Source organism: Streptomyces sp. NPDC057638 (assembly GCF_042800315.1).
Taxonomy (GTDB): Bacteria; Actinomycetota; Actinomycetes; order Streptomycetales; family Streptomycetaceae; genus Streptomyces.
Genome location: NZ_JBHVHF010000222.1, coordinates 1 through 13,983, shown reverse-complemented (window position 1 = coordinate 13,983; position 13,983 = coordinate 1). Strand labels below are relative to the sequence as shown.

Sequence of the window (13,983 nt, the reverse complement as noted above, 5' to 3'; positions counted from 1 at the left end):
CCCTCACCCGTACCGGGTGGGGCTTGCCCGTACCGGGCGGAACCGCTCCGTACCCGGGCCGCCGCCCGCCGGGCGGAAAACCGGATGCCGGCGGACGGCCCCGCCGGGTACTGTCACCGGCATGTCTTCTCTCTTCCAGATCTACGAGTGAGAGAGCGGCGGTCCGTGACCGCCCTCATCCGGCGAACGAACCAGACACGTCTCACCACAGAACAGAAGGGAGAGCCCCATGGCGAAGAGCCGTAACAACCTCCTCGGTGTCGGAGGACAGCGCAAGAAGCTGTCCCGGGCCGAGCGGCAGGGAGCGCTCGGGCCGGACGCGGACGCCAACCGCCGCTCCGCGTCCGACCAGAAGGCGGAGCTGCTGAAGAAGATGCGGGAGCGGGTCGAGGGCGACAACGCCTGACGCTGATTCCCGGGAAGGGCCCGAGCCGTCATGGCTCGGGCCCTTCGCGTTGCCCGCGTCCCGGTGGCCTCAGGGCGCGGGGCGGTGCCGGGCGCCTGGACGGTCTCAGGGGCGCAGGGCGGTGGCGGGGGTCAGGTCGGTGGTCCTGGAGATGCCGACCGTCCAGAGGGAGGCGGTGCCCGGGACGGCGGACAGGCCCCGCACGGTGACCCCCGCGTCCTGGGCCCGGCTCCACTGGCGCAGCCGCGCGTCCCAGCGCAGCAGCACCGACACCGCGCCCTTGCCGCCCGCCGCCCACACCGTGCCGTCGCCCGCGCGGACCACCGACCGCAGCCGTCCGTCGGCGACCGGCGGGGTGGGCGCGGTGCGCCACCGGGTGCCGTCCCAGCGCGCCGCGTAGGGGCGTTCGACGCCCCCGGTGGTGAGGGCGCCGCCGACGGCCCACAGCTCGCCGTGCCCGGCCCCGCCGACCGCGGAGAGCCAGCGGTGTTCGCCCGGTGCGGCGGGCGGCGCCGCCACCCGGGTCCAGGCCCGGCCGTCGTAGTGGAACAGCAGCGCGGACTGGCCGGAGCCGCGGCCGGCCCAGGTGGCGCCGACCGCCCAGACATCGTCCGGGGCGACGGCCGTGACCGCCGTCAGCTCGCCCCGGCCGGTGTCCGGGAGGGCGTGGTGGCGCCAGGCCGTGCCGTCCCAGGACTGCACGGCGGGTCTCCCGTCCTTGACCGCCCCGGCCAGCGCCCGGCCCGCCAGCCAGACCGTTCCGTCCGGGGCGGTCGCCAGCGCGTCCGGTACCACCCGGCCGCCCGGCTGGGCGGCGAGCTGATGGGTGGTCCAGGCCGTGCCGTTCCAGTGGTGGGCGGCGCCCGGGCCGCCCGCCGCCCACAGGTCACCGTCCGCGCGGACCGCCAGCGTCTGTGGCCAGCTCCGCTCCGGCAGGGTGGATTCCTGCCGCCACGCGGTGCCGTCCCAGCGCAGGGCGACGGCCTCGGCGGTGGAGTTCCCGGTCAGCCGGTGGCCCACGGCCCAGGCCCGGCGCGCGTCGAGCGCGGCGACGGCGGTGAGGTCGCCCCGGGCCAGCGGCACCGGGACGGAGTGCCAGCCCTGCCCGACGGCCTCGGCGGCGGCCGGACGCTCGGTCGCCGGGCCCGTGGCGCTCTCCCCGGGCGCGGTGAGGAGACCGCCGATCACGACGACCCCGGCGGTGAGGGTGGCCGCGAGCGCGGGCCACCGTACGTTCCTCCTCGGTATACCGCTCCCCCCGCTCACGGCGTCGGCGCCGTCGTCGCGATGACGAAGTCGAACGCGCCCGCGTAGCGGCCGCCGTCCGGGCCCGCGAGCGCGATGGTGCAGGCCCGGTTGATCAGCCGGTCCCCGGCGTTGAGGGCGGCGAAGTCCCGTCCGTACGCCTGGGTGTGGTCCGGGAAGTAGAGCTGGGTGATCAGCACGGGACCTCCGGGGGCCTGGACCTGGGTGTGGATGTGCGGGGCGCGCACGCCCCAGCGGCCCGCGTAGTCGCGGGGGACGATCGTGCGCAGGGTGAAGGCGCCCCGGGTGGTCGTGTACTGGTGGCCCCGCAGGGAGAAACCGGAGACGTCGTAGTCGCCGTTCTGGTCGCACTGCCAGAACTCGACCAGCGCGCCGGGGACCGGGACGCAGCCGGTGTCGTAGACGACCCCGGTGAGGTCGAGCGGCACGCCCCGCACCCCCGGGGTCCGCAGATCCGTGCGGGGTGGTGACTCCGGTTTGAAGAGCGGTCCCTCCATCGCGGCCGGGGTCTCGTGGCCGTCGCAGGCGGGCGTCAGCGCGACGGGCCGCCCGGCCCGCCGGTCCGCCGCCACCGTGCTGACGGGGGCGGCGGCCGTGGCGCTGGTGCCGCTGAGGCTGACGACGGCACCCGTGGTCAGAAGCGCGGCGGCGGTCACCGAGGTGGACCCCGTGCGCAGGAACGACCTCCGGGAACGGGATGTGCCGCCGTCGGCCGGTGGGCCCTGGGGCATGGCATCTCTCCTCACATACGGACGGATACGGATACGGAGCCGGGGGCGGCCCCGGGTCCCTCCGAGGTGGCGGAGGGCGCGGGGCCCGGAGCCGCCCTGGTGGCCAGCGTCGACGGCGCGGCCGGGTGCGGCATCGGTCGGATGACCGGTGAACGTGACGCGTGACGGAATCCGGCGGGCGGCGGCCCGGGGTGGGTTCCCGGCCGGGTGCCGGGTGCCGGGTGCCGGGTGCCGGGTGCTGTGTGTCGGTGGCCTGGGCCGCGTGCTGTGTGCCGGGCGCCTGGGCCGGGTGCGGCCGCCCGTCGTTCAGGAGGGGCCGTGGGCCACCCGGAGCGCGATCTGGGTACGGGAGCGCACCCCGAGCTTGTCGCGGACCCGGTCCAGATGGGTGGCGACCGTGCTGGGGGAGAGGCCCAGCCTGGCCGCGATCTGACGATTGGTCAGCCCCTCGGCGACCAGCGCGGCCACCGCCGACTCCCGGGCGGTCAGCGTGCCCGGGAGCGGCGTCCCGCCGTCCGTGCGCCGCACGGCCCCCGGCGCGGTCGCCGTGGTGTCGAGGGCGTACGAGAGGACCTGCGGCCAGCGCAGTCCGCGCCCGGCCGCCAGCGCCTCCGCCCGCGCCCCGGCGGGCAGCGTGCCCGCCGCCCGCCGAGCGGTCTCCTCCACCTGGCGGCGCCAGCTCCGCTCGGGTTCGGTGCGCAGCCGGGCCCATGACTCGGCCGCCGCCGTGAAGAGCAGCAGGGCCCGCCGGACGGCGCCGCGCTCGGCGGCGACGATCGCGAGCCCCTCCAGCGGGTAGAGCGAGTGGAAGCTCTCCTGGGCCACGTACCGCAGGGACCGGGCGAACAGCGCCCCGGCGCCCCGGGCGTCACCGAGCGCCAGCCGTACCGCCCCGGCGGTGTGGAGCCCGGCCGCCGCCTGGCACGCCGGGACCGGACGTTCGTCGAGTACGGGCAGGCAGGCGGCCATCAGCGCGTCGGCCTCCTCGGCCCGGCCGGTGTGCAGCAGCGCCCAGGCCAGATGGTGGGTGCACCACGCCTCGTCCTCGGGGCGCCCCAGCGCGGTGACGACCCGGCGGCAGGCCCGGAAGTCCTCGACGGCGTCCTCGAACCGGCCCCCGCACAGATGCGCCGCGGCCCGCGCGTCGAGCGCGTTGGCCAGCCGCGCGAGGGCGCCGGGCGGGGCCGGGGGAGCACCCTGGGGGCCGGGCGCGGTGGCCGGGCGGCGCGCGCCCCCACGATCCGGCCCGGGCGCGGTGCCGAGGCGGTCGGCGCGGCCGTGGCGGGGCCCGGCGGGCGAGAAGGGGGACGGTGTCTCCCGTACCGTCGTGTGCGCCCGGACCGGCCAGTACGCCCGTACCACCGCGTCCGCCGCGGCGACCGCGCGCTCCGCGTACGCCAGCGCCTCCCGGGCGTCATCGCGCTGACAGGCCGCGCGGGCCGCCAGCGCGAGGGCGGCGCTGTCCCCGGCCATACCGTCCCCGGTCATCCGGTCGACGGGCCGGGTCACGCTGTTCCCAGGTGTCCGGTCGACGGGCCGGGTCATGCCGTGGCCGGGTGTCCGGTCGACGGGCCGGGTCATGCCGTGGCCGGGTGTCCGGTCGACGGGCCGGGTCACGCTGTCCCCGGCCATCCGGTCGACGCGTACGGTCAGGCCGTGCCCAGGCGTCCTGGCTCCCGGGCTCCCCGGAGCCGGGATACCCGGGCCCAGCCGGCCCCAGGGCCCCGCCACGCGCTCCTCGGCCGTGGCGGGACGCCCGGCGCGCGGACGCTCCCAGGAGCCCGGCCCCCGCTCCCCGGCCGCCGGGGGCCGTCCCGCGCGCGGACCCTCTCCGGACAGCAGCGTGAGCGCGGCGCTCGGCTGCCCCTGCTGAAAGCGGATCCGGGCCAGGGCGATGGTCAGGGCGCGGTCGGGCCTGCCCCGGGCGGCAGTGTGGGCGACGGCGGCGGCGAGGTTCTCGTGCTCCTCGCGCGGGCCGCCGCCGAAGTCGGGGAAGACCTGCTCACCGGCGGGGGCGACCAGGCCGCTGAGCCAGTGGGTGGCCCGGTGCCAGGTGTCCTCCCGCTCCCCGGAGTCCGCCAGCCGGGCCACGGCATGGGCGCGGATCGCGGCGAGCTGGCGAAAACGCGTACGGTCGCCCCCGCCCGCCACCCGCACCAGCAGCGACTTCGACTCCAGCGCGCACAGCGTCCGCAGCACCCGGGCCGGGTCCACGCCGGTGACGGCCGCCGCCGCGTCCGCGTCGAACCCGCCGGCCAGGACGGCGAGGCGGCGGAAGAAGAGCCGTTCCTCCTCGGTCAGCAGCCGGTGGCTCCAGTCGATCGCGGCGGACAGTTCGCGATGGCGGTCAGGACCGGTGCGGCTGCCGTCCGAGAGCAGGGTCAGCCGGTCGTCGAGCCCGGCGAGGATCTCCGCCGGGGTCAGTGCCCCCGCCCGCCGCGCCGCCAGCTCGATCGCGAGCGGCATCCCGTCCAGCCGCCGGCAGATCTCCCCGACCTCCGGGGTCGCGGTGAACCCCGGATCGCTCTCGGCCGCCCGTGCCACGAACAGCCGTACGGAGTCACTGGGGCCGCCACCGTCCGCCCCGCCCGTGGGCAGTTCGCCGACCCGCAGCACCACCTCGCCGGGAACGCGCAGCACCTCCCGGCTGGTCGCCAGGATCCGCAGCCGCGCGCAGCGCCGCAGCAGCTCCGCCGTCAGGAGCGCGGCCGCTCCGGCGAGATGCTCGCAGTTGTCCAGCACCAGCAGCAGGGGGCCGCTCTCCACCGCGTCCGCGAGCACGTCCACGCCGGTCCGGCCGCCGCGCTCGGCCACCCCGAGGGCGGTGGCGACGGCGTGCGGCAGGCCGGCGCTGTCCTGGACGCCGTCCAGCTCCACGAACCGGCCCTCCAGGGCGCGCGGCCGGGTGATGTGCTCCAGTGCCAGCCGGGTCTTGCCGATGCCGCCGGGGCCGGTGAGGGTGACCAGCCGGGAGGAGCGCAGCAGCCCCCGCAGCGCGGCCAGCTCCTTCCGGCGCCCGACGAAGGAGTCCAGCGCGGGAGCGGGGGCGCGGCCGGGCGCGGGGACGGCACGGTCCCGGGCGCCCCGGCGGCGGAAGGCGCGCTGGCGACAGGCGCTGGAACAGTAGCGGGAGGGGCGGCCGCGGGTGGCGGGGCGCAGGGGCGTGGGGCAGACCTCGCAGACTCCTTCGGGACGCATGCCCGGCATCCTCCCGAATCTTCCCGCGCCCGCGCCCCGCCCCCGGCCGGATCCGGTCCCCGCACCGGCCGGGGGCCGCTGTGGGCTCGGAGGGCGCGGGGCCGCGTGCGCCGCTGGTGGGCGCCGCCGTCCGGGCGCGGGACGGGCCCGTCGCCCGGTGGACGGGATGCCGGGCGGGTCCCCCGGAAGATCCTTTTCTGGCCGAAGGCCGACCGTCGGGGGGACGGCGCCGGGGCGGGCCGCGTGCCGCCGCCGCGCCGGGGGCGGGTCCGCGAGGCGGGCCCGGGGGGCGTTCGGGAAGGTGTTCTCGCGCGCGGCCGGGGCCAGCGCCACGGCCGAGGGGCTCACCGGCCCGCGCCGCGCCGCACGGCACCCCTCCCCCTGGGCTCCGCGGTCCGGGTGGTGGCCCCGGGCGGCGGTCTGGGTGGAGGTACCGCCCAGGCGGAGCCTGGGGAGCCCGGTACCGGTCGCCGAGGCCCCGCCCCCTGGATGTCGCCCAGAGGGAGGACGGCGCTAGGTCGCGGACACGGCCTGGGCGGTCACGGGGTCGTGGGGCGTTCCGCGTCGCGTCACTCGCGCGCGGCCGGGGCCCGCCGCGCGGTCTCCGGCTCCGTCAGGCGTGCGGCGCAGCGGCTCGCCGTGCGCTCGGCCCAGGGCCCGCTCGTCACCAGCCCCACCACGAGGATGCACAGACCACACCCGACCAGCACCCACCACGCGGGCCTGCTCGCGTCCAGGAAGGCGTCCGCGTAGGCGGCGGAGGCAGGGCCGCTCATCAGGCTGTGGACCAGGGAGACCCCCGCGCCCAGCACCGAGCCGACCACCGCCACCCCCAGCGTCTGGCCGATCTGGCGGCTGGTGGAGGCCACCGCCGCCGCGACCCCGGCCTGGGCCCGGGGCATACCGGAGACGGCGGTGTTGGTGATCGGCGCGTTCACCATGCCGAAGCCGAGCCCGAAGAGCGCGTACCCGGTGAAGAGCAGGACGTCGGAGGACTCGGCGCCGAACGCGGCGAACATCACCGAGCACGCCGTCATCGTGACCCCCGCGATCACCAGCGGCAGCCGGGGCCCCCGTTTCCCCACCAGCCGCCCGGAGAGCGGGGAGCTGAGGAAGGCCATCCCCGCCATCGGCAGCATGTAGAGCCCGGCGTGGAGGGCGTCGTAGCCGCGCACGGTCTGGAGGTAGAGGGTGTTGACGAAGAGGAAGCCGCCCAGGGACGCGAAGGCGCACACGGCGATCACCGTCGCCCCGCTGAACGGCGCGCTGCGGAAGAACCGCAGCTCGATCAGGGGCTCCCGGCGGCGTGGCTCATAGACCAGCACCCCGGCCAGCGCGAGCGCCGCGACCACCGCCGCGACCGGGTCGCTCTCGATGATCGCGTACGTCAGACAGCCCAGGAACACCATGACCAGCGCCTGTCCCACCGGGTCGGGCCGCCGGGGCCTGGGGGCGCGCGATTCGGGTACGTACCGCCAGGTCAGCAGGAGCGCCAGCAGCCCGATGGGGAGATTGACCCAGAAGATCGAGCGCCAGCCGACGGTGTCGACCAGCAGACCGCCGACGATCGGCCCCCCGGCCATGGAGATGCCGACCACCCCGCCCCAGATCCCGATGGCGCGGGCGCGCTCGGCCGGGTCGGTGAAGACATTGGTGATGATCGACATCGCCACCGGGTTGAGCATCGAGCCGCCGACGGCCTGGAGGGCGCGGAAGGCGATCAGGGCCTCCAGGCTCGGGGCGAGCGAGCAGAGCGCGGAGCCGAGGGTGAAGAGGGTCAGCCCCACCATGAAGACCTTGCGGCGGCCGATCCGGTCGGCGGTGGAACCGGAGAGCATCAGCAGCGAGGCGAGGACCAGGGTGTAGGCGTCGATGGTCCACTGGAGGCCCGTCACGGAGGCGCCCAGATCCTGGCCGATCGAGGGCAGCGCCACATTGAGGATGGTGTTGTCGAGGCTGACGATCAGCAGGCTCATACAGCAGATCGCCAGCACCAGCAGCCGCCGTCGGTGGGTCAGCTCGGGCATGTACGGATAGTACGGTTAACTAACGATTTCCGCGCGGGAAACGCCGTACGCGACAATGGGCCCATGACCACGCTCGCCACCGACCCTCAGACCGCGCCGACCCCCGCCTCCGCGACCGGCGCGGGCGCCCCGCTCGCGATCGGCCCGCACCCCGTGCGGCCGCCCGTCGTGCTCGCGCCCATGGCCGGGATCACCAACGCGCCCTTCCGCACCCTGTGCCGGGAGTTCGCCGAGGGCGTGCGGGTCTTCGGCGGCGCGCCGAAGAAGGCGGCGGTCACCGGGGGCACCGGGCTCTTCGTCAGCGAGATGATCACCACCCGGGCGCTGGTCGAGCGGAACGACAAGACCATGCAGCTGATCCACTTCGACGCGAGCGAGACCCCCCGCTCCATCCAGCTGTACGGAGTCGACCCGGCCACCGTCGGCAAGGCCGTCCGCATGATCGTGGAAGAGGACCTCGCCGACCACATCGACCTCAACTTCGGCTGCCCGGTCCCCAAGGTCACCCGCAAGGGCGGCGGCTCGGCCCTCCCCTACAAGCGCCCCCTGCTGCGCGCCATCCTCCACGAAGCCGTCTCCGGCGCCGGGAACCTGCCCGTCACCATGAAGATGCGCAAGGGCATCGACGACGACCACCTGACCTACCTCGACGCCGGGCGGATCGCCGTCGAGGAAGGCGTCACCGCCATCGCCCTGCACGGACGCACCGCCTCCCAGCACTACGGCGGCACCGCCGACTGGGACGCCATCGCCCGCCTCAAGGAACACGTGCCCGAGATACCGGTACTCGGCAACGGCGACATCTGGTGCGCCGAGGACGCGCTGAGGATGGTCCGCGAGACCGGGTGCGACGGCGTCGTCGTCGGCCGTGGCTGCCTGGGCCGGCCCTGGCTCTTCGGCGACCTGGTCGCCGCCTTCGAGGGCACCGGGGCGCCCGCCGCGCCCACCCTGCGGGACGTCACTGCCGTGATGCGGCGCCACGCCGAACTGCTGGGGGAGTGGATCGGCGACGAGACGCGGGGCGTCATCGACTTCCGCAAGCACGTCGCCTGGTATCTGAAGGGCTTCTCCGTCGGCTCCGAGGCGCGCAAGGCCCTGGCCGTCACCTCCTCGCTCGGCGAACTGGACGAGCGGCTCGGGGGGCTGGAGCTGGACCAGGCGTGGCCGGAGGGGGCGGATGGGCCGCGCGGGCGCACCTCGGGCAACAACCGGGTGGTCCTGCCGGACGGGTGGCTGCGGGATCCCTACGACTGCGCGGCGATCACCCCCGAAGCCGAACTCGACACCTCCGGCGGCTGACACCGCCCCGCGGCCCGCCCCGCACGCCCACCTCTCGTGGGCGCCGAGCCCTCCATGCCGGGCCGGGGCCGCGTGCCTACGCGGTCGGGAAGCCCCCTGTCCGTGCTGGTGGGGTGGGGAGGGCGGGCTGGGCCCGCGACAGGGGCAGGGCGCGGCCGTGAGGGGCCCCCGGGAGGGTGATTCTCGCCACTGTTGATGGGGTGGGCGCTCAGATGAGCGAATCGTGAGTGGGTCCATCTCTCGGAAAGGTGGCACCCAGTGCCACCCTCGCTGCCGTCAGGGCTTCAACCCCTCGCCACCTTCCGTGAGGGAAGCGCACGGAACTCATCGCCCTCCGTATCCATGCCTTCAAGGGGTGAAGAGCCCGCTGGTAACCCCCCACCTTTAGATCCGCTGGCGGAAGAGTGGTTACGGCCGTATGACGGCCAAGTGGACATACCCAGAAGCCTTTGATCTGGGTATGTTCCTCGCCGTCAGGGCAGCCACCGAGCCTCGAAGGGTCGAGAGCCGTGTCGGAGAATTCACAGCACCCGAAAAGCCCAGCAAGCCCGGGCAGCACTGCTCGCCAGGGCCGGAAGTTCGTCTACGACTTCACCGAGGGCAACAAGGACCTCAAGGATCTTCTCGGTGGCAAGGGTGCCAACCTCGCCGAGATGACCAACCTCGGACTGCCCGTCCCTCCGGGCTTCACCATCACGACCGAGGCGTGCCAGGTCTATCTGGGGAGCGGCCAGGAGCCGCCCGCCCTCCGCGACGAGGTGAGTGCGCACCTCGACGCGCTGGAGGGGACGATGGGCAAGCGGCTCGGCCAGGCCGACGACCCGCTGCTCGTCTCCGTACGGTCGGGTGCCAAGTTCTCGATGCCCGGGATGATGGACACGGTCCTCAACATCGGGCTCTCGGACGCCTCGGTCGCCGGTCTCGCGGCCCAGGCGGGCGATGAGCGGTTCGCCTGGGACTCGTACCGCAGGCTCATCCAGATGTTCGGCAAGACCGTCCTCGGCGTCGACGGCGATCTCTTCGAGGAGGCGCTGGAGGCGGCCAAGGAGGCCAAGGGTGTCTCCGTCGACACCGAACTCGGGGCGAAGGACCTGAAGAAGCTGGTCGCCCGGTACAAGGAGATCGTCAGGGCCGAGGCCGGGCGGGAGTTCCCGCAGGATCCGCGGGAGCAGATGGACCTCGCGGTCATGGCGGTCTTCGACTCCTGGAACGGCGACCGGGCCAAGCTCTACCGCCGCCAGGAGCGCATCCCGAACGACCTCGGCACGGCCGTCAACATCTGCTCCATGGTCTTCGGCAACCTGGGCCCCGACTCCGGTACCGGGGTCGCCTTCACCCGGGACCCGGCCAGCGGCCAGCAGGGCGTCTACGGGGACTACCTCCAGAACGCGCAGGGCGAGGATGTCGTCGCGGGGATCCGCAACACGGTCCCGCTGGCCGAGCTCGAAGCCCTGGACAAGGCGTCCTACGACCGGCTGTTGAAGATCATGGAGACGCTGGAGAACCACTACCTGGATCTCTGCGACATCGAGTTCACCATCGAGCGCGGCCAGTTGTGGATGCTCCAGACCCGGGTCGGCAAGCGCACGGCGGGCGCCGCCTTCCGGATCGCCACCCAGCTGGTGGACCAGGGCCTGATCGACGAGGCGGAGGCGCTGCGGCGGGTCAACGGCCACCAGCTGGCCCAGTTGATGTTCCCGCGCTTCGACGAGGAGGCCACGGTCACACTGCTCGGCCGGGGTATCGCCGCTTCCCCGGGGGCCGCCGTGGGCAAGGCGGTGTTCGACTCGTACACCGCCGTCAAATGGTCCCGTTCCGGCGAGAAGGTCATCCTCATCCGCCGCGAGACCAACCCCGACGATCTCGACGGGATGATCGCCGCCGAGGGGATCCTCACCTCGCGCGGCGGCAAGACCTCGCACGCCGCCGTCGTGGCCCGGGGTATGGGCAAGACCTGTGTCTGCGGCGCCGAGGATCTGGAGGTCGACACCAAGCGGCGCCGGATGCAGGTCGGCGGCACGGTGATCGAGGAGGGCGACGTCGTCTCCATCGACGGCTCCAGCGGCAAGGTCTACCTCGGTGAGGTGCCGGTGGTGCCCTCCCCGGTGGTCGAGTACTTCGAGGGCCGGATGCACGCGGGCGCCGACGACGCCGATGAACTCGTCGTGGCCGTGCACCGGATGATGGCCTACGCCGACCGGGTGCGGCGGCTGCGGGTGCGCGCCAACGCCGACAACGCCGAGGACGCGTTGCGGGCACGCCGCTTCGGCGCCCAGGGCATCGGGCTCTGCCGTACCGAGCACATGTTCCTCGGTGAGCGGCGGGAGATGGTCGAGCGGCTGATCCTCGCCGACACCGACGATGAGCGCACCGCCGCGCTGGAGCAGTTGCTGCCGCTCCAGCGGCGGGACTTCGTGGAGCTGTTCGAGGCGATGGACGGGCTGCCGGTGACGGTACGGCTGCTGGATCCGCCGCTGCACGAGTTCCTGCCGGACATCACCGAACTCTCCGTACGCGTCGCCCTCGCCGAGGCCCGCAAGGACCACAACGAGAACGATCTGAGGCTGCTCCAGGCCGTGCACCGGCTCCATGAGCAGAACCCGATGCTCGGGCTGCGCGGAGTGCGGCTCGGGCTGGTGATCCCCGGTCTGTTCACCATGCAGGTCCGCGCGATCGCCGAGGCCGCCGCCGCCCGCAAGGACGCCAAGGGCGACCCCCGCGCCGAGATCATGATCCCGCTGGTGGGGACCGTGCAGGAGCTGGAGATCGTCCGGGACGAGGCCGAGCAGGTGATCGCCGAGGTCGAGGCCGCCACCGGGACCCGGCTGCGGCTGGCGCTCGGCACGATGATCGAACTGCCGCGCGCCGCGCTGACGGCGGGCCAGATCGCGGAGGCCGCCGAGTTCTTCAGCTTCGGGACCAATGACCTCACCCAGACCGTGTGGGGGTTCTCCCGGGACGATGTGGAGGCGTCGTTCTTCACCGCGTACCTGGAGAAGGGCATCTTCGGGGTGTCGCCGTTCGAGACGATCGACCGGGACGGGGTCGGCGCGCTGGTGCGCGGCGCGGTGGAGGCGGGCCGGGCCACCCGGCCGGGGCTGAAGCTGGGGGTGTGCGGGGAGCACGGGGGCGACCCCGAGTCGGTGCACTTCTTCCACGAGGTGGGTCTGGACTACGTCTCCTGCTCGCCGTTCCGGATCCCGGTGGCCCGGCTGGAGGCGGCCCGCGCGGCGACCCTCGCCACCGTCCGCTGACCGGCGTCCTGTCGGCCGCCGTCAGCTGGTCACCGTCCGCCGACCGGCGCCCCGTCGGCCGTCGCCCGCTGGGCCCGGTGGTCCGGGGATGGCTCCGGGCCGGTCCCGGCGGGCGGCTCACCGTCCGTACGCCCCCCTGCCCCCCGGGGGGTGTACGGACCTCCGGCGCGCACGGCCCCAGGGGCGGCCCGGGAGGGGCGGGGGAGGGGCCCGGGGGCGCGGTGAGTGAACGGCGGGATTTTCGCACGGGGTTTATGAAAAGACCTTGCCGAATTTCGGTGCAATGGGGTGTGGTGATCGCGATGACCCGCCCGCCCGGCCCGTCTCGGATGTGCCGGCCGGCGCTCGAACGGACCCCGATGGCCCCTTGACGCGACTGCGAATTCTGTCATTCGCCGGGCAAACGGCGTGCCCCTCAATCCCCGCCCCGCAAACGCGGAGCGAGGTGCGGCCCGAGGATCCCCATCCCCGGGCCGCACCTCATTACCCCGGCCGGACAGGGAGCCGCACCCTCTGTCACCCGCCGCCGGATGTGTGAAGCCCCCCACGGTCCTCAGCACATCCATCGGAGACAGAGAGAACCTGTCCGACGCGGTACAGCCTTTCGGTTCGCACCTGGCTCCGGCGAGACATTTCAACTCTGGCTGAAACTCCCTGGTAACCGCCTGTGATGGCGTGCATACTCAGTGAACGGGGCGATTGCGGGTGCAACAGTGGGGGTTCAGTGCTTCGTATCCATTTCACCGGCGAGGATCTGGCCAAGGTGAGAATGGCGGCCCGGCCGGACGTCCTGTGGGAAACGATTCTCAGCTTTCATCGATTGAGAGAGCGCCGCCGTGCTCAGATGTTCGGTGAATGGCGTACGGAAACCCGGGCGCGGTTGAATGGTGAAACAAGCCTGCTGTCCGCGCTGGTGCCACCCCGGGGATATTTCCCCGACTTTCTGACGCCCCCGGACGGTGCCGCCGGGCTCGACAGCGGCCTCCAGGCCATCCGTGACACCCCGTGCGAGCGCCTCCACGACGAGGTCTCCCTCGCGACCGCCGGGCGGCTCACCGAGCGCCCCGGCCGGGTCGCCGGGCTCAGCGAGGGCAGGCCCGGGGCGATAGCCCGGCTCGTCGGCGTCGTCCGCAGCTACTACCACGCCGCCATCGAGCCCTACTGGGGACAGATCCAGGCCCAGGTCGAGGCCGACCGGGCGCTGCGCGGCCGGGCCCTGCTCGACGGGGGCACGGGCGAGCTGCTGGACTCCCTGCCGCCCGTACTGCGCTGGCGCGCGCCCGTGCTGGAATCCGACTACCCGGTCGACCGCGAACTGCGGCTCAACGGACGGGGGCTGCTGCTCCAGCCGTCCTTCTTCTGCCGGGGCACCCCCGTGGTCTACCGGGACGCCGACCTCCCGCCGATCCTGGTCTACCCGGCCGCCCACGCCCCCGACCCGGCCCTGGGCGAGCCCGCCGGGGCCGCCCTCGCGCCCTCCCTCGGCCGACTGGTCGGACACACCCGCTCGGCGGTGCTCCAGGCCATCCGCTACGGCTGCACCACCAGCGAACTCGCCCGCCGGGCCGGGGTCTCCCTCGCCTCCGCCAGCCAGCACGCCGCCGTCCTGCGGGACGCGGGCCTGGTCCTGACGCTGCGCCACGGCAACGCGGTCCTGCACACCCTCACCCCGCTGGGCGCCGCGCTGCTGCGGGCCGGCGCCCCCGCGGAGGCCACCAGCTGACGGGGCCGACCGGTCGGAGTGGGCTCAGCGGGCCGGTCCGGCTGGCCCGGCCGGGGCCCGGCGCCGGGACGATCATCCC

8 protein-coding genes are annotated in these 13,983 nt (G+C 74.3%); 4 read left to right on the top strand and 4 right to left on the bottom strand.

The features are described 5' to 3' along the window. The first annotated feature begins 229 nt into the window (after window positions 1-229). A complete protein-coding gene (locus ACFVIM_RS25210) occupies window positions 230-406 on the top strand; it encodes a DUF6243 family protein (protein WP_384305416.1) in 177 nt (58 codons plus the stop codon). A 105-nt stretch (window positions 407-511) separates the two neighbouring features. Here the strand turns inward: ACFVIM_RS25210 and ACFVIM_RS25205 are convergent, their stop codons facing one another. The 4 genes from ACFVIM_RS25205 to ACFVIM_RS25190 all read right to left on the bottom strand — a co-directional run bounded on the left by ACFVIM_RS25205 (window position 512) and on the right by ACFVIM_RS25190 (window position 7,628). After that, a complete protein-coding gene (locus ACFVIM_RS25205; protein WP_384305413.1) occupies window positions 512-1,672 on the bottom strand; it encodes a hypothetical protein in 1,161 nt (386 codons plus the stop codon). Beyond that, window positions 1,669-2,403, bottom strand: a complete 735-nt coding sequence (locus ACFVIM_RS25200) for a dioxygenase (protein ID WP_384305410.1) — start codon at window positions 2,401-2,403, stop codon at window positions 1,669-1,671. Before ACFVIM_RS25200 ends, ACFVIM_RS25205 begins: the two co-directional genes overlap by 4 nt. Window positions 2,404-2,709: 306 nt before the next feature. Beyond that, window positions 2,710-5,601, bottom strand: a complete 2,892-nt coding sequence (locus ACFVIM_RS25195; RefSeq protein WP_384305407.1) for a LuxR C-terminal-related transcriptional regulator — start codon at window positions 5,599-5,601, stop codon at window positions 2,710-2,712. A gap of 569 nt (window positions 5,602-6,170) precedes the next feature. After that, window positions 6,171-7,628: an MFS transporter gene (locus tag ACFVIM_RS25190; RefSeq protein ID WP_384305404.1), complete on the bottom strand. Its 1,458-nt coding sequence runs from the start codon at window positions 7,626-7,628 to the stop codon at window positions 6,171-6,173. 63 nt (window positions 7,629-7,691) lie between these two features. Here ACFVIM_RS25190 and dusB point away from each other — a divergent pair, with 63 nt between their 5' ends. The 3 genes from dusB (at window position 7,692) to ACFVIM_RS25175 (ending at window position 13,904) form a co-directional block, all read left to right on the top strand. Then, window positions 7,692-8,927, top strand: coding sequence for a tRNA dihydrouridine synthase DusB (gene dusB / locus ACFVIM_RS25185; RefSeq protein ID WP_384305401.1), 1,236 nt, complete (start codon window positions 7,692-7,694; stop codon window positions 8,925-8,927). A 509-nt stretch (window positions 8,928-9,436) separates the two neighbouring features. Next, the gene (gene ppdK, locus ACFVIM_RS25180) at window positions 9,437-12,181 is read left to right on the top strand and encodes a pyruvate, phosphate dikinase (protein WP_384305398.1); all 2,745 of its coding nucleotides are present in this window, start codon (window positions 9,437-9,439) and stop codon (window positions 12,179-12,181) included. A gap of 724 nt (window positions 12,182-12,905) precedes the next feature. Beyond that, window positions 12,906-13,904 carry an ArsR/SmtB family transcription factor gene (locus ACFVIM_RS25175; protein WP_384305395.1) on the top strand — a complete coding sequence of 333 codons (999 nt, stop codon included), beginning with the start codon at window positions 12,906-12,908 and terminating at the stop codon, window positions 13,902-13,904. Window positions 13,905-13,983 lie beyond the last annotated feature (79 nt).